Genomic DNA, 14,005 nt, shown 5'->3' with positions numbered 1-14,005 from the left:
CGCGGGCTGGATAAAGGGCGCTGGCTCTCTTCATCCGGTTTCAGCATCGCACCTGAACGTAAGGACCTCTGGCATGGCTGATCAACTGGACAATCAGGCCACCGTTCAGCTGGTGGCTGTCGAAGCCAGCAGCCTGCGTGATCAGGTAGCCACGATCAAGCAGGCGCTGGTGGGGTCGCCGGTTCGCAAATGGTTGCTGTGGACGTCGGTCGGCATGATGGCCGTCATTGTCGCGACATCGATCGGCCAAGTCCTGCTGAACCGCTGGAACCAGCCTTTCTATGACGCGCTGGCGCGCCGCGACATGGCGGCCTTCCTGCATCAGCTCCTCGTCTTCACGATGATCGCCGGTGGGCTGCTGGTGCTCAATATCGGCCAGACCTGGTTCAACCAGATGATCCGGCTGAAGCTGCGCGAGGCGCTGACGCTGGACCTGATCGACCAGTGGATGCGGCCGGCGCGGGCCTTCCGGCTGGCCAATGCCGGCGCCATCGGCGTCAATCCCGACCAGCGCATGCAGCAGGATGCGGCGCATTTCTCGGACCTGTCGACCGATCTCGGCGTCGGGCTGCTGCAGTCGCTCATCCTGCTCCTATCCTTCGTCGGTGTGCTGTGGGAACTGTCTTCGGGCTTTGTCTTCCACGTCAACGGCTGGTCTCTCGCCATACCCGGCTACATGGTCTGGGCCGCGTTCCTCTATGCCGGCACCGCCTCCTGGCTGAGCTGGCTGGTCGGGCGGCCGCTCATCAGCCTGAACAGCGACCGCTACACACGGGAAGCGGAACTGCGCTCCTCGATGGTGCGCGTCAACGAGAATGTCGATGCCATCGCGCTGTACCATGGCGAGGCCGACGCCAGGCGACGGCTCGAACTTGATCTCGGCACGGTGCTGGGCGCCATGCGGCGCATTTTTACTGCCCAGATCAACCTGTCCTGGGTGACCGATACCTATGGCTGGATCACTGTCGTAGCGCCGATCCTGGTCGCCTCGCCGGTCTATTTCGCGGGCGATATCAGCTTTGGCGGGCTGATGATGGCGGTCGGCGCCTTCAACCAGGTTCATTCTTCGTTGCGCTGGTTCATCAACAACATCGGCAGCATCGCCGATTGGCGCGCCACGCTGATGCGTGTCGCCGACTTCCGCATCGCGCTCAATGAAACCGATGTGCTGCACGGCACCGAAAAGCGCATCACCTTCGATCAAAATGCCAATGGCAAGCTGACGTTCGAGAAGCTTACAGTGGCCTCGCCGGAGGGCTGTGCCAAACTCTCCGACCAGCATGTAGAAATCCGCCCCGGCGAACGCGTCATGATCACCGGCGAACCGGGTGCCGGCAAGACGCTGTTCTTCCGCGCCATTGCCGGGCTGTGGCCGTGGGGCAGCGGCAAGATCGGCCTGCCGGCTGGGGAAACCCTCATCTTCGTGCCGCGCGTCCCATATTTGCCGGCCGGCACGTTGCGCGAGGTGCTCAATCACGCGAACGGGCATGCGCCTGCGAGCGATGCCGACATTTCGGCGGTGCTGGCAGAGGTTGGTCTTGAACGGCTGTCGTCGTCGCTCGACCGCGTCGGGCGCTGGGACCATGAGTTGGGCGATGACGAACAGCGCTTGCTGGGCGTGGCCAGGCTCGCCCTGCGGCAGCCGAAATGGGTGATCATCGACGAAGCCATGGACGCGTTCGACGGACCCTCGCTGCGGCGCGTGCTGTCGATGCTGGAAAAGCATCTGAAGGGATCTGCGATCATCAACATCGGGCGTGGCCAGCACAACAATCAGTTCTTTCCGCGCGGTTTGACGATCGTGAAGGATACCGGCGCCCCGGCGCTGAAGCCTGTCCGTGTCAGGGCCGGCGCGATCGAGCCGCCGCCCGTCGCCGCGCATCACGCGAAATAAGGCCGATATCGAGAATAGCGCCGCAAAACCTTATTTTGCCGTGATCGCGATGGAAGATTTCCAGGAGAAACAACACTGGCGTCGGCCATGCTTGATGCTCTTCTGTTTGCCTGTCTCGCCTGCGCGCAGGCTGTCCCTGTTGCCTCGCCACCGGAGGCGCTGGCCGTCGACGTCGAACTGGTGCTGGCGGTCGACATCTCGTTGTCGATGGACGAGAAGGAATTTGCCTTGCAACGCGCCGGCTATGTCGAGGCGCTGCGGCATCCCGACTTCGTCCAGGCTGTTCGGTCCGGCAATACGGGCCGCATCGCGCTCGCTTATTTCGAATGGGCCGGCACGGTGCGCGATGATGCGGTTATCACCTGGCGGATCATCGACAGCGCCGACAGCGCCAACAGCTTTGCCGACAAGGTCGCGGCGCGCCCGTTCCGAAGTTTTCGCGGCACCTCGATTTCCGCCGCGCTTGCCTTCGGCGCCGGGCTGTTCGATAGAACGAATTTTGCCGGCGAGCGGAGCGTCATCGACATATCGGGCGATGGCCCCAACAATATCGGGCCGCCGGTCACCGCGATGCGCGATGCGGCAATCGCAAAAGGCGTCGTCATCAACGGGCTGCCGATCCTGATCAACCCATCGCCGACCTTCAGTCATCTCGACCAGTATTATGCACGGTGTGTGACCGGCGGGCCCGGTTCCTTCGTGCTGCCGATCCACGCGGCCGCCGAATTCTCCACCGCCATCCGCCGCAAGCTAATCCTCGAAGTGACCGGCATTCAGGACAAGGCGAGGGTCACTCACGTCGCCACGGACGCGCCGATCAACTGCTTGCAAGGGGAGCGGGACAGGCGTTTCTTTTCGGATCCGTATTTCCCGGAACTCGACCGGTAAATCGTCGGCCGCGCCGGCGCTGCCGCAGATTAGTCGCGAACTTCATCGTAGAGATCGCGACGCCAACGCCGGCCATAGAGATAGCCATTGATCAGTTCCGGCAATGAATAGCCAAGCGCTTGCGACGAGCGGTTAGCCATGTAGCCTGCGAAAGCCTCAGGTATCCGGCCTTTGAGAAGATCGGCAATGATCTGCCGCGTGATCATGAAAGGCGGGATGTGAGGGTAGCTGCGGGCGATCTGCGGGTGTTTGCCCATCAGGTCCGCATAGGCTTCGACGTAACCCGCCCTGCGGCCAGAAATCGAATTCTGCGAATTGTGTTTCGTCCAGTCGATATCCCTGGACAATTGCGCGCCGAAGCGCCGCGCCAGGCGCAGCAACAATTCCCGATCCTGCATCCGGGTGATGTCGCTGTCGTAGCCGCCGATCGCCAGCAAGGCTTCGCGACGGGCCGTTATCGCAGAGCCGGCGACGAAGGCCGTTTGTGCAACCACCGCTCGCTCCAGCATTGACGGGCTCAGAAAGGCAGTACGATTGACACTGTTGGTGGCTCGGTTTCCCTTCAGGGAAACATACGAAGAGAGCAGCACCTGAAGCGCCGGATTATCATCAAACCATTTCAAGGTCCGTTCGACCCGATGCGGCAGGTAGACGTCGTCGGAATCGAGGAATGTCACCACGGGCGCCTGGGCGCGCTCGATGCCTGCATTCCTGGCAGCGTTGGCACCTCGCCATTTCGCGCCGACATAGATCAGCCGCGGGTCGCGAATGCGGGCGAGCGCCGCCTCGGTTCCGTCGGAGGAGCCATCGTCGACAACGATATGCTCAAGCCTCGGCATGGTTTGGGAAAGCACGCTTTCGACGGCGCGCAGCACCGTTTCGCGCCGGTTGTGGGTCGGCGTGATGACCGTGATGAGGGGCGAGCGCTCCGACTTCCCAGTCATGCCGCGTCCAGCGCAAAAATGTGCGTCCTGCCGGTTCCCTCGATCTTCAGGATGGTCAAATGGATCGGACGTCCCCTTCCGTGACCCTCATGACACGCGTTCCGAGACTACAAAAGACGGCCACTCATGTCACTCGTTGCGCCGCGGCACAATTCATGTGGAAGGACGAATTCCCGCGGCTAGCGCTTCCAGTGCAACACTATCGCTGCCCGTGATGCCTGCGAATCGCCCATGCGAAGATGGGGCAGCCTGACGCGAAGCGCATGTGTTCGATAACCTCAGAGGTAATCGCATTGCGGCTGATGTTTGGGCAGATTGTTCTTGCGAGGCCGATGACCTGGCCTCGAACCAGAAGGAGTTATGCCATGGCCGCTTACGCCGTTGCCCACATGCGCCAAGCAACGATGGGCCCGCAGATCGTCGAGTACCTGCACAAGATCGATGCTACGCTGGAACCTTTCGGCGGTCGTTTCCTGGTCCATGGCGGCGATGTTGAAGTGATCGAGAACGAGTGGCCGGGCCACCTCATCATCATCGAGTTTCCCGACAGGCAGCATGCGCGCGGCTGGTATGATTCACCGGCCTACCAGGCGATACTGGCGCTGCGCACGGACAATTCTCAATCCGACGTGGTGTTCGCCGACGGCGTCGAACATCCGCACAAGGCGACGGACGTCCTGGCATAGACGTGCTGTGCCTTATCGCTTCAGCAAGAACACGGCCTGCTGGCCAAAGAAATTCCAGAACCACCAGGGCATCGACAGGCCGATCTTCTGGCCGCTGGCGTCGAGCGCCGTCGCCTTTTCCACCGTCGCGCCCAGCTCCTCGCACAGATTGACGAAGTCGCGGATGGTGCAGAAATGGATGTTGGGCGTGTCGTACCAGGAATAGGGCAGGTCCTTGGTCACCGGCATGCGGCCTTTGACGAACAGCGACAGACGCACCCGCCAATGGCCGAAATTGGGGAAGGAGACGATCGCCCGGTTGCCGATCCTGAGCAGTTCATCGAGCACCAGCTTGGGGTTGCGGGTGGCCTGCAGCGTTTGCGACAGCACGACGAAGTCAAAGCCCTTGTCGGGATAGAATTCGAGATCCTTGTCGGCATCGCCCTGAATGACGGAGAGGCCGCGCGCCACGCATTCGTTGACGCCGCGCTGCGACAGTTCCAGCCCGCGGCCGTCGACCTGCTTGGTGTCCTGCAGCAATTCGAGCAGCGAGCCGTCGCCCGAACCGACGTCGAGCACCCGGGACTGCGGCGGGATGAGGTTGGCGACGACCTCGAGGTCGACGCGCTGGCTGCCGTTGACGCTCATAATGTCGCCTCTTGTCTGGCGCATCTGGAAAATCTGCAATTTCCCGGGGTCATGCGCTTAGCCCTCTCGCCCGTGCCGCGGAGCCGATGAAGCCGTTGATGGCGGCAAACAGTTCCGGCTCGTCGAGCAGGAAGGCGTCGTGGCCGCGATCGGTCTCGATCTCGACGAAGGACACCGATGCGCCGGCGGCGTTGAGCGCATGCACGATCGAGCGGCTCTCCTCGGTCGGAAACAGCCAATCCGAAGTGAAGGACACCAGGCAGAAACGGGTCTTGGTGCTGGCGAAGGCGTCGGCCAACCGGCCGCCATGGTCGGCGGCGAGGTCGAAATAGTCCATCGACCGCGTCATGTAGAGGTAGGAATTGGCGTCGAAGCGATCGACGAAGGTCATGCCCTGGTGGCGCAGATAGCTTTCGATCTGGAAGTCGGCGTCGAAGCCGAAGGTCAGCGCTTCGCGATCCTGCAGATTGCGGCCGAATTTGCGGTGCAGGGCGGCTTCGGAAAGATAGGTGATGTGGGCGGCCATGCGCGCCACCGCCAAGCCTTTTTCCGGGCGCTTGCCGTAATCGAAATATTTGCCGCCATGCCAGTCCGGATCGGCCATGACGGCTTGCCGGCCGACCTCGTGGAAGGCGATATTCTGCGAGGAATGGCGGGCGCCGGTGGCGATCGGCAGCGCCGAGAAGACGCGCTCCGGATAGCTCGACGCCCATTCCAGCACCTGCATGCCGCCCATCGAGCCGCCGAGCACGCAGAACAGCTTTTCGATGCCGAAATGGTCGATCAGCATCTGCTGCGCACGCACCATGTCGCGGATGGTAATGATTGGTAGGTCGAGCCCATAGGGCTTGCCGGTGGCGGGGTTGGTCGAGGCCGGTCCTGTGGAACCCAGGCAGCCACCGATGACGTTGGAGCAGATGACGAAGAAACGGCTGGTGTCGATGATCTTGCCCGGGCCGATCAGCACTTCCCACCAACCCGGCTTGCCGGTCACCGGATTGGTGCTGGCGACATGCTGGTCGCCGGTCAGTGCGTGGCAGACGAGGATGGCGTTGGAGCGGGCATCGTTCAGCGTGCCATAGGTCTGGTACGCGATCTGAAACGGCGACAGCAGCGTGCCGGCGTCGAGCTTCAGCGGCTTGTCGGACCCGAAGCGCAACACCGGGCTCGACGGCTTGTCGGCCTCCTCGTTGGTCTTTCCTGCGCGCAGAGCGGCCATCAATTCTCTCTTGCTGCACCGTGCTCTTGCGAAAACCGCTGCCGATCTCCGCGCCGCCGATGCGTCCGTCCGGCCGGTCGCGGACGACAAAAAAACCGGCATTGCCTTCGCAAAGCCGGTTACGTCACGCAAACGGCCCTTTAGCGAATTGTTTAACGTGGCTGCAAGCCGACCGGCCAAATCACCACGGAACTGTCGCTGTCCTTCTAGAACTCGTCCGCCTTGCCGTCAATGCCGGCTACTGGGCCGGCTCGTGGGCCGGCTGCTGGCACCACGGCCGCCTCTCGACATTGCGGGCCATGGCTTGTATTTCCGCTGCGGCTTCCGGGTGGAGGCAATTTCGACGGATTTTGCAAAAAATGAACCAGACACCGGATCAGGCACGTCCAACCCCGCGCGCGGGCATCATGGACATCGACGCCTATGTGCCCGGCAAGAGCACGGCGCCGGCCGGTGTCGCCAAGGTCTATAAGCTGTCGTCGAACGAGAACCCTCTCGGTCCCTCGCCGAAGGCGATCGAAGCCGCGCGTGAGGTCGCCGCCAGGCTCGACGTCTATCCCGACGGCACCGCCAGGCGGCTGCGCGAGGCGATCGGGGAGGTGCATGGGCTCAACCCGGCCAACATCATCTGTTCCAACGGCTCCGACGAAATCCTCGGCCTGCTGGCGCAGACCTATCTCGCGCCCGGCGACGAGGCCATGTTCACCGAACATGCCTTCATGGTCTACAAGATCTACATCCAGTCGGCCGGCGCCAAGCCGGTCGTGGTCAAGGAGACCGACGAGCGCGCGGACATCGATGCGATGCTGGCGGCCGTCACACCGCGGACGAAAATCGTTTTCCTTGCCAACCCGAACAATCCGACCGGCACCTATGTGCCTTTCCAGGAGGTGCGCCGGCTGCATGCCGGTCTGCCCAGAAATGTGCTTCTGGTTCTCGATGCGGCCTATGCCGAATATGTCCGCCGCAACGATTACGAAGCCGGGATCGAACTGGTTAGCGGCTCCGAGAACGTTGTGATGACCCGCACCTTCTCCAAGATCGGCCTTGGCGGTGCACGGATCGGCTGGATGTACGGACCGATGCACATCGTCGACGCCATTAACCGCGTGCGCGGCCCCTTCAACGTCAACGCGACGGCGATCGAGGCCGGCATCGCGGCAATCCGCGATCGCGCCCATGTCGAGCGCAGCGTGGCGCACAACGAGACCTGGCTGACCTGGCTGAGCGAACAAATGACCGGGCTTGGATTGCGAGTTACGCCCAGCGTCGGCAATTTCATCCTCATCCATTTTCCCGACGACCAGAAGCATTCGGCGGCGGCGGCCGACGATTACCTGACGGCGCGCGGCTATATATTGCGGCGCGTTTCCGGCTACGGCTTTCCCAATGCGCTGCGCATGACCGTCGGCACCGAAGAGGCCAATCGCGGCGTTGTCGCCGCGCTCACGACATTCCTGAAGAGCTAGAACGCTGAAAAAGCTGGAACGCCCAAAAGCTGGAACACCATGACATCACCGATGTTTGAAAAGATCGCGCTGGTCGGCATCGGCCTGATCGGCTCGTCGCTTGCTCGCGTCATCCGCCGCGAAGGCCTTGCCGGCCATGTCGCTATCTCCACCCGCAGTGCCGCGACACTGGCGCGGGCGCAAGAGCTTGAGCTGGGCGATTCTTACACGATCGAAGCGAAGGAGGCGGTGCGCGATGCCGATCTGGTCATCGTCTCGGTGCCGGTCGGGTCCTCCGGTGCCGTGGCCCAAGAAATCGCATCGGCGCTGAAGAGGGGTGCGATCCTCACCGATGTCGGCTCGACCAAGGCCTCCGTCATTGCGCAGATGCAGCCGCATGTGCCCGATGGCGTCCATTTCATCCCCGGCCATCCGCTGGCGGGGACGGAAAAATCCGGCCCCGATGCCGGTTTCGCCGATTTGTTCGACAATCGCTGGTGCATCTTCACGCCGCTGCCGGACACCGATCCGGACGCCTTGGAACGGCTGTCGGAATTCTGGCGCCGCTGCGGCGCCAACATCGACACGATGGACCCGCAGCATCACGACATGACGCTCGCCATCGTCTCGCATTTGCCGCACATCATCGCCTACAACATCGTCGGCACCGCCGATGATCTGGAATCGGTGACCAAGACGGAAGTCATCAAATATTCCGCCTCCGGTTTTCGCGACTTCACGCGTCTGGCCGCCTCCGATCCAACCATGTGGCGGGATGTCTGCCTGCACAACAAGGACGCCATCCTCGAAATGCTGGCGCGGTTCTCGGAAGACCTGGCATTCCTGCAGCGGGCGATCCGCTGGGGTGATGGCGACAAGCTCTTCGACCTGTTCACCCGCACCCGCGCCGTGCGCCGCTCGATCATCGAGGCCGGCCAGGATATCGACGTGCCCGATTTCGGCCGCCAGGCGATCGAGCATCCGATCAAAAGCTAAGCTGTTTCAGGCCAGGTCGCTGCGACCATCGCCAGCGTCTCGGCCCGGTCCGGGGCGCCCAGCCTGCCGCCGAAGCGCAGGCATTTGAGCGCGGCGGCGGCACTCGCAAAGCGCAACGCCCGTTCGACCGGCATGGCTTCCGCCAGCCCGACGGCAAAGGCGCCATGAAAGACATCGCCGGCCGCCAGCGTGTCGACCGCCTTGATGCTTGGCGCGGCGACATGGCGGGCTGATCCGGCCGCGCGATCGAACCACCAGGTGCCTGCCACGCCGCCGGTGACCGCGACGAATGCGTCGGTGCGGGAGGCCATGTCGGCGCAAGCGGTCTCCAGATCCAGCGCCTGGCCGCAGATGATGCGGACCGCCGGCTCGGAGGCGATGATGTGCGAGGCCAGCGGCAACAGCTGCTCCAGCACCGCCAGCGGCGCGGTATCGGCATCGAGAATCGCCGGCCGGTTGGCGGCGCGCGCCGCCTTCAGGGCAAGGGCGGCGGCACCGGGCCAGCGCACGTCGGCCAGTACGGCATCGAACGCCGAGATGTCCGCGAAAGGCAAGGCCTCGGGATCAGTCTGGGCGCGCGTGTCATAGAAAGGCACGATGATGCGCTCGCCATGAGCGTCGACCAGGATCGAGGCCAGTGCCGAGCGCGCGCCATTGACGCGGCGCACATAGCTGCAGTCGACGCCCTCGGCCTCGATCCCGGCAATCAGCTGATCGCCAACCGGATCATCGCCGGCGCTCGCCCACAGCGACATCTCGGCGCCCAGGCGATGCGCGGCGCAGGCAGCGCTGGTGGCCATGCCGGAGGCGACCTGGACACCGTCGGAGGCGATGAACTTTCCCTGATGCGTGGGCAGCGACTCGACACGCAGGATCGTGTCCAGCGTCAGCGCGCCAACACTCAGGAGCCTCACGGGTCGTGCCATGGCGGCGCTACTCAACCGGCTTGATCTTGCCGAGCGGAATGAAGCCGAGCGAGGCCTTGCCCTTGATCACCTTCAGCGGCATCGAGGGCTCGCTGCCGAGCAAGGCGAGCGCGGCAAAGCCCTGTTCGATCGCGTTCTTCTGCTCGGGTACGGCACCGGCAAGAATGGTCGCCACCGCCTTCGGATCCTTGATCCGGATCATCAGATCGGCATCGACCAGGCCTTCGGCATCGACCGACAGCGGCCCGGAGACGGTAACGCGCGCCGTGCCTGACGACAGGTCGAGATTGCGAATCTCGATTCTCTGGCCGCGCAGGCTCTTCACCTGGGTTCCGATCAGCGCGACACCATTCTTCAGCGTGGCGTCGCCGCTGGCATCGAGCGCCGGCAGCACACGCCCGTCGATCGCGTCCGGATCGATCTCCAGATCGGTGAAGCTGCCGACATAGTCGAGATCTTGCCCGTTCGGCTGCAGCTGGCCGGCTGCCCTGCCGGCGCTGAACAGTTCCACCGGATCGGTGTCGTCGGCTGGATCGGTCTGGCCGGAAAGCCCCTCCGCCTGCAGCGAAATGCGCCGTGGCAACGGCCATGACATTTTGACGTTGGCCTGCAGAATGTCCCAGTCGATCCACAGCGGCACCATGCCGGGGACGGAGGTCCTGAGCGGACCGCGCAGATCGGCGACCGGCGACAGCGGCTGGATGATCTGGGCGGCGGCGTTGAAGGAGCCGGCCGAGGCCGCGATGTTCTTGGCGTCGTCCTCGTAAGCGAGGTTGTCGCAAGAGACGGCAAAGCTCAAGGGATAGCCGCTGATCTGAAGATTGGCGCAGCCGGCCTGGATTCCGTTCTTGTTGAGCGTGGCAACCGCCTTGTCGGCCTCGGTCCTGACCCTGTTGGCCAGGTAGAACCAGCCGGCGCTGTAAATGGCGAACAGCACGACGATGAACGCCGCAAGCCACCACAGGCGGCGACGGTTACCCGATTGGCGTTCGTCACTTGACGTCATGCTTTGGCTCTCATTAACGCATGGATGTTGTGGACGGATTATTGATCCCGACACCACTGGGTAGACAAAGACGAATAGGTAGACGGAGACGGGCGGAAAAAACACCGGTTTCCGGTGCGGTGTTGCCATTCTTTTTGCAATCAGGCGCGGCGATATGGGCGATTTTTGGGTGTTTGGCTACGGCTCGCTGATCTGGCGGCCGGGTTTCGCGCATCTCGAAACACGGCGTGCGCAGCTGCATGGCTACCGCCGCTCGCTTTGTGTCTACTCCTTCGTGCATCGCGGTACGCGCCAGCGGCCCGGATTGGTGCTCGGCCTCGACCATGGCGGTTCCTGCGTCGGCCTGGCGTTTCGTGTGCCGGGGGACTTGCGCGACGAGGTCATTGCCTATCTGCGCGAGCGCGAACTCGTCACCAGCGTCTATCTCGAGCGCACGCTCAAGGTTCGCCTCGACGGGGCGGGGACGGTCGAAGCCGTGGCCTACATCGTCGACCGCAAGCATGAGCAATATGCCGGCGCGCTGGACGCGGCGCATGCGGCGGCGGTGGTGCGCGGCGCGGTCGGCCAATCCGGCGACAATGAGGATTATGTGCTCAGCACGTTGAAACATCTGGAAGCGCTGGGCATCCGCGATCATTGGCTGGAGGAGGTGGCGCGCCGGATAGCGCCTTTGTGAAGCGCTGGCTCTGCCGAAAAAGCCGCCAGGCCTTTGACCTTGATGCGGCGAGACCTAGGTTAGGCTCCGAACCCAGCCAGCGGGCGGCATCCGCCCGGTCCAATCATCACGGAGATCCGTCTTGCAGAAACGCCGTCTCGGTCGCACCGACCTTTCCATCGCGCCGCTGGTCCTGGGCGGCAACGTCTTCGGCTGGACCGCCGACGAGAAGACCTCTTTCGACCTGCTCGACCGCTTCGTCGGTGCCGGGCTGAATGCGGTCGACACAGCCGACGCCTATTCGCGCTGGGTGCCCGGCCACAAGGGCGGCGAATCAGAAACCATCATCGGCAAGTGGATGAAAGACCGTGGCAACCGCGACAAGGTCGTGGTGGTCACCAAAGTCGGCTCGGATATGGGGCAGGGCCACAAGGACCTGTCCGCCGCCTATATCGAAAAGGCCATCGATGCCTCGCTGAAGCGCCTGCAGACCGAATTCATCGACCTCTACCTGTCGCACTGGCCGGATCCAACCACGCCCTATGAGGAAACCCTCGGCGCCTACGAGAAATTGCTCGCCAAGGGCAAGGTTCGCCATGTCGGCTGCTCCAACCTCGACGCCGGCCAGTTGCGCGCCGCACTCGATGTGGCGAGCCTGCGCGGCCTGCCGCGCTATGAGGTGCTGCAGCCGGAATACAATCTCTACGACCGCTCCTCGTTCGACGGGCCATTGCGCGATCTGTGCGTGGCCGAGGACATCGGCGTCATCACCTATTTCAGCCTGGCCAAGGGTTTCCTGAGCGGGAAGTACCGCAGCGAGGCCGATCTTGGCCAAAGCGAGCGCGGCGAAGACGTCGGCAGCTATTTGAACGCGCGAGGCATGCGCATCCTCGCGGCACTCGACGCGGTGTCGGCCAGGCATTCAGCCAAGCAGGCGGAAGTGGCGCTTGCCTGGGTCATCGCGCGGCCAGGTGTCACCGCACCGATCGCCAGTGCGACGAAGCCCGAGCAGATGGACAGCCTGATCCGGGCGGTGTCGCTGAAGCTGACTGCCGACGACATGGCCGAACTCGACAAGGCGAGCGGCTGAAGCTTCGCCGCCGCGATACGCACGAACGTCCAAGATCACCCTCCTGTCTTGCCGTACCCTCCTTCGCTTGGGGCAGGACAGAGGGTGCAATGACTGAGCCGCTTCTTTCGCAGCCGGAGCTTTGGCGACCGCTGCTCGCACTGGTGCTCGCCGCCACGGTCGTCATGGGCAGCCCGGGGCCGGCAACGATAAGCGTCACTGCCGTGGGTGCCGCCTTCGGTTTGCGGGATTCGTTGCGCTATACCTGCGGGATCGTCCTGGGCACGATCGCCGTGCTGCTGGCCGTGGCGGCCGGGATCAGGGCGGTGCTTGGGTCGATGCCGGGGCTGGCGCCATTGCTGGCTGTCGCGTCCGCGGCCTACATCCTCTATCTCGCCTTCAAGATCGCCACGGCGCCGCCGCTGGCGGTACGCACGGCCGAGACCTCGCGCCCGACATGGCTGGCCGGGTTTCTGCTGGCGGTCGCAAACCCGAAAGCCTATGTGGCGATCGCCGCGGTGTTCGCCGGCGCCGCTTCGGACCACGGCGGTGCCGAGTTCGGCCTATGGACGAGGCTGACGGTTCTTGCGGCGATGATAGTCGTCATCCATGCCGTGTGGCTTCTTGCCGGTGCGGCGTTCGCGCGCTTCCTGCGCAGGCCCGTTGCTTCACGGATCATCAATCTGGTCTTTGCCGTGACGCTGGTGCTGACGACAGTACTGGCCGTCTACGGCTGATTGGCTAGAGGGATTCACCGTTACACGGAACGGTGAATCCCTCTTCTCTTTGTTTTGACGCAATTCCGGACGGAAAGCCGTTTCGCACTTTTCCTGGAATTGCTCTGGCCGGAAAGGTCCTTCAGGCCTTCACACCGAGCTCCCGCAACCGCTTCTGCGCGCTCGGCGGCATGGCCGGCGGGTTCGGTGCGCGCGAGGCCTCGACGAGAAGCTGGTCGCAGGCGGCTTCCGTCTCGCCGATCAGCCGCGACATGAACTCGTCCTTGCCGAGGCCAGGTGGAATCGGCGGCAGAAAACGCGCCTTGATGGTGCCGGGATAGCGCAGGAACTTGCGGCGTGGCCAATAAAGGCCGGCGACATGGGCGACGGGCACTACCGGAACGCCGAGCTGCGTGTAGATTTCAACGATGCCATATTTGTAGGCCGGCTCGTCGCCCGGTGCCCGGCGCGTGCCTTCGGGATAGATGATCAGCTGGCGCGGGTTGCGCGCCAGCTCTTCCTTGGTCGCCGCGACCACCGCCTTCAAAGCCTTGGATCGGCTGCCGCGGTCGACCGGGATCATGCGCATCTTCATGATGTACCAGCCGAAGAACGGGATCCAGGTCAGCTCGCGCTTGAGGATGTAGAGCGGGTCCTGAAGGAAGGGGAAGAAGGCGATCGCGTCCCAGAACGACTGGTGCTTGGGCGCCAGGATGAAGGAGCCCTCGGGCAGATTTTCCTGTCCGGTGATGTCGTTCTTGGTGCCGGCGATCTTGTCATACAGCCACATGCAGCTGCGCGACCAGAATTTCGGCACGAACCAGGCGCGGTGACGGGGCGACAGGAAATAATAGGGGGTCCAGAGGACCATCTGGACGATCAGATTGACGTAGAAGACGAAATTGAACGCCAGCGATCTGACATAGAGCAT

14 protein-coding genes and 1 riboswitch are annotated in these 14,005 nt (G+C 63.3%); of the genes, 8 read left to right on the top strand and 6 right to left on the bottom strand.

Going from position 1 to position 14,005, the window contains the following annotated elements; all coding sequences use genetic code 11:
- Window positions 1–73: 73 nt before the first annotated feature.
- Window positions 74–1,894 (top strand): ABC transporter ATP-binding protein/permease, encoded by a 1,821-nt coding sequence (locus tag JT360_RS00480; protein WP_214469533.1) that lies wholly within the window; start codon window positions 74–76, stop codon window positions 1,892–1,894.
- A gap of 87 nt (window positions 1,895–1,981) precedes the next feature.
- Window positions 1,982–2,782 (top strand): DUF1194 domain-containing protein, encoded by an 801-nt coding sequence (locus JT360_RS00475; protein WP_214469532.1) that lies wholly within the window; start codon window positions 1,982–1,984, stop codon window positions 2,780–2,782.
- 29 nt (window positions 2,783–2,811) lie between these two features.
- On the opposite strand, the gene JT360_RS00470 is transcribed toward JT360_RS00475, so the two are convergent.
- Window positions 2,812–3,726 carry a glycosyltransferase family 2 protein gene (locus JT360_RS00470; protein ID WP_214469531.1) on the bottom strand — a complete coding sequence of 305 codons (915 nt, stop codon included), beginning with the start codon at window positions 3,724–3,726 and terminating at the stop codon, window positions 2,812–2,814.
- A 365-nt stretch (window positions 3,727–4,091) separates the two neighbouring features.
- On the opposite strand from JT360_RS00470, the gene JT360_RS00465 reads away from it, so the two are divergent.
- Window positions 4,092–4,412 (top strand): DUF1330 domain-containing protein, encoded by a 321-nt coding sequence (locus JT360_RS00465; RefSeq protein WP_214469530.1) that lies wholly within the window; start codon window positions 4,092–4,094, stop codon window positions 4,410–4,412.
- A gap of 12 nt (window positions 4,413–4,424) precedes the next feature.
- On the opposite strand, the gene metW is transcribed toward JT360_RS00465, so the two are convergent.
- Together metW and metX are read right to left on the bottom strand one after the other, a co-directional pair.
- On the bottom strand, window positions 4,425–5,039 hold the full coding sequence (gene metW / locus JT360_RS00460) for a methionine biosynthesis protein MetW (protein ID WP_214469744.1): 615 nt from the start codon (window positions 5,037–5,039) through the stop codon (window positions 4,425–4,427).
- 49 nt (window positions 5,040–5,088) lie between these two features.
- Complete coding sequence (metX, locus tag JT360_RS00455; RefSeq protein ID WP_214469529.1) at window positions 5,089–6,258, bottom strand: homoserine O-acetyltransferase MetX; 1,170 nt, start codon at window positions 6,256–6,258, stop codon at window positions 5,089–5,091.
- Between the two features lie 120 nt (window positions 6,259–6,378).
- Window positions 6,379–6,456, bottom strand: a riboswitch (SAM riboswitch).
- A gap of 161 nt (window positions 6,457–6,617) precedes the next feature.
- On the opposite strand from metX, the gene hisC reads away from it, so the two are divergent.
- Window positions 6,618–7,727: a histidinol-phosphate transaminase gene (hisC, locus tag JT360_RS00450; protein ID WP_214469528.1), complete on the top strand. Its 1,110-nt coding sequence runs from the start codon at window positions 6,618–6,620 to the stop codon at window positions 7,725–7,727.
- Window positions 7,728–7,766: 39 nt separating this feature from the next.
- Entirely contained in the window at window positions 7,767–8,702 is a 936-nt protein-coding gene (locus JT360_RS00445; RefSeq protein ID WP_214469527.1) for a prephenate/arogenate dehydrogenase family protein, read from the top strand.
- On the opposite strand, the gene JT360_RS00440 is transcribed toward JT360_RS00445, so the two are convergent.
- Both JT360_RS00440 and JT360_RS00435 read right to left on the bottom strand, forming a co-directional pair.
- The gene (locus JT360_RS00440; RefSeq protein WP_214469526.1) at window positions 8,699–9,628 is read right to left on the bottom strand and encodes a sugar kinase; all 930 of its coding nucleotides are present in this window, start codon (window positions 9,626–9,628) and stop codon (window positions 8,699–8,701) included. The two genes, JT360_RS00445 and JT360_RS00440, sit on opposite strands and share 4 nt — an antisense overlap.
- A 7-nt stretch (window positions 9,629–9,635) precedes the next feature.
- Window positions 9,636–10,634, bottom strand: a complete 999-nt coding sequence (locus JT360_RS00435) for a DUF2125 domain-containing protein (protein WP_214469525.1) — start codon at window positions 10,632–10,634, stop codon at window positions 9,636–9,638.
- Between the two features lie 154 nt (window positions 10,635–10,788).
- On the opposite strand from JT360_RS00435, the gene JT360_RS00430 reads away from it, so the two are divergent.
- The 3 genes from JT360_RS00430 to JT360_RS00420 all read left to right on the top strand — a co-directional run bounded on the left by JT360_RS00430 (window position 10,789) and on the right by JT360_RS00420 (window position 13,095).
- Window positions 10,789–11,310 carry a gamma-glutamylcyclotransferase gene (locus tag JT360_RS00430; protein ID WP_214469524.1) on the top strand — a complete coding sequence of 174 codons (522 nt, stop codon included), beginning with the start codon at window positions 10,789–10,791 and terminating at the stop codon, window positions 11,308–11,310.
- A 121-nt stretch (window positions 11,311–11,431) separates the two neighbouring features.
- Window positions 11,432–12,379, top strand: a complete 948-nt coding sequence (locus JT360_RS00425; protein ID WP_214469523.1) for an aldo/keto reductase — start codon at window positions 11,432–11,434, stop codon at window positions 12,377–12,379.
- A gap of 89 nt (window positions 12,380–12,468) precedes the next feature.
- The gene (locus JT360_RS00420; RefSeq protein ID WP_214469522.1) at window positions 12,469–13,095 is read left to right on the top strand and encodes a LysE family translocator; all 627 of its coding nucleotides are present in this window, start codon (window positions 12,469–12,471) and stop codon (window positions 13,093–13,095) included.
- A 121-nt stretch (window positions 13,096–13,216) separates the two neighbouring features.
- On the opposite strand, the gene JT360_RS00415 is transcribed toward JT360_RS00420, so the two are convergent.
- Window positions 13,217–14,005, bottom strand: a complete 789-nt coding sequence (locus JT360_RS00415) for a lysophospholipid acyltransferase family protein (RefSeq protein ID WP_214469521.1) — start codon at window positions 14,003–14,005, stop codon at window positions 13,217–13,219.

Origin of the sequence: Mesorhizobium sp. dw_380 (genome assembly GCF_018588885.1) — a bacterium.
In the GTDB taxonomy this organism is placed as follows: Bacteria; Pseudomonadota; Alphaproteobacteria; order Rhizobiales; family Rhizobiaceae; genus Mesorhizobium.
This window is presented reverse-complemented; position numbering and strand designations above follow the sequence as displayed.

Excerpts from the sequence above, each read along its gene's own strand:
- JT360_RS00480 (WP_214469533.1), top strand. The coding sequence starts at position 74 with ATGGCTGATCAACTGGACAATCAGGCCACCGTTCAGCTGGTGGCTGTC.
- JT360_RS00475 (WP_214469532.1), top strand. The coding sequence starts at position 1,982 with ATGCTTGATGCTCTTCTGTTTGCCTGTCTCGCCTGCGCGCAGGCTGTC.
- JT360_RS00470 (WP_214469531.1), bottom strand. The coding sequence starts at position 3,726 with ATGACTGGGAAGTCGGAGCGCTCGCCCCTCATCACGGTCATCACGCCG.
- JT360_RS00465 (WP_214469530.1), top strand. The coding sequence starts at position 4,092 with ATGGCCGCTTACGCCGTTGCCCACATGCGCCAAGCAACGATGGGCCCG.
- metW (WP_214469744.1), bottom strand. The coding sequence starts at position 5,039 with ATGAGCGTCAACGGCAGCCAGCGCGTCGACCTCGAGGTCGTCGCCAAC.
- metX (WP_214469529.1), bottom strand. The coding sequence starts at position 6,258 with ATGGCCGCTCTGCGCGCAGGAAAGACCAACGAGGAGGCCGACAAGCCG.
- hisC (WP_214469528.1), top strand. The coding sequence starts at position 6,618 with ATGAACCAGACACCGGATCAGGCACGTCCAACCCCGCGCGCGGGCATC.
- JT360_RS00445 (WP_214469527.1), top strand. The coding sequence starts at position 7,767 with ATGACATCACCGATGTTTGAAAAGATCGCGCTGGTCGGCATCGGCCTG.
- JT360_RS00440 (WP_214469526.1), bottom strand. The coding sequence starts at position 9,628 with ATGGCACGACCCGTGAGGCTCCTGAGTGTTGGCGCGCTGACGCTGGAC.
- JT360_RS00435 (WP_214469525.1), bottom strand. The coding sequence starts at position 10,634 with ATGACGTCAAGTGACGAACGCCAATCGGGTAACCGTCGCCGCCTGTGG.
- JT360_RS00430 (WP_214469524.1), top strand. The coding sequence starts at position 10,789 with ATGGGCGATTTTTGGGTGTTTGGCTACGGCTCGCTGATCTGGCGGCCG.
- JT360_RS00420 (WP_214469522.1), top strand. The coding sequence starts at position 12,469 with ATGACTGAGCCGCTTCTTTCGCAGCCGGAGCTTTGGCGACCGCTGCTC.
- JT360_RS00415 (WP_214469521.1), bottom strand. The coding sequence starts at position 14,005 with ATGCTCTATGTCAGATCGCTGGCGTTCAATTTCGTCTTCTACGTCAAT.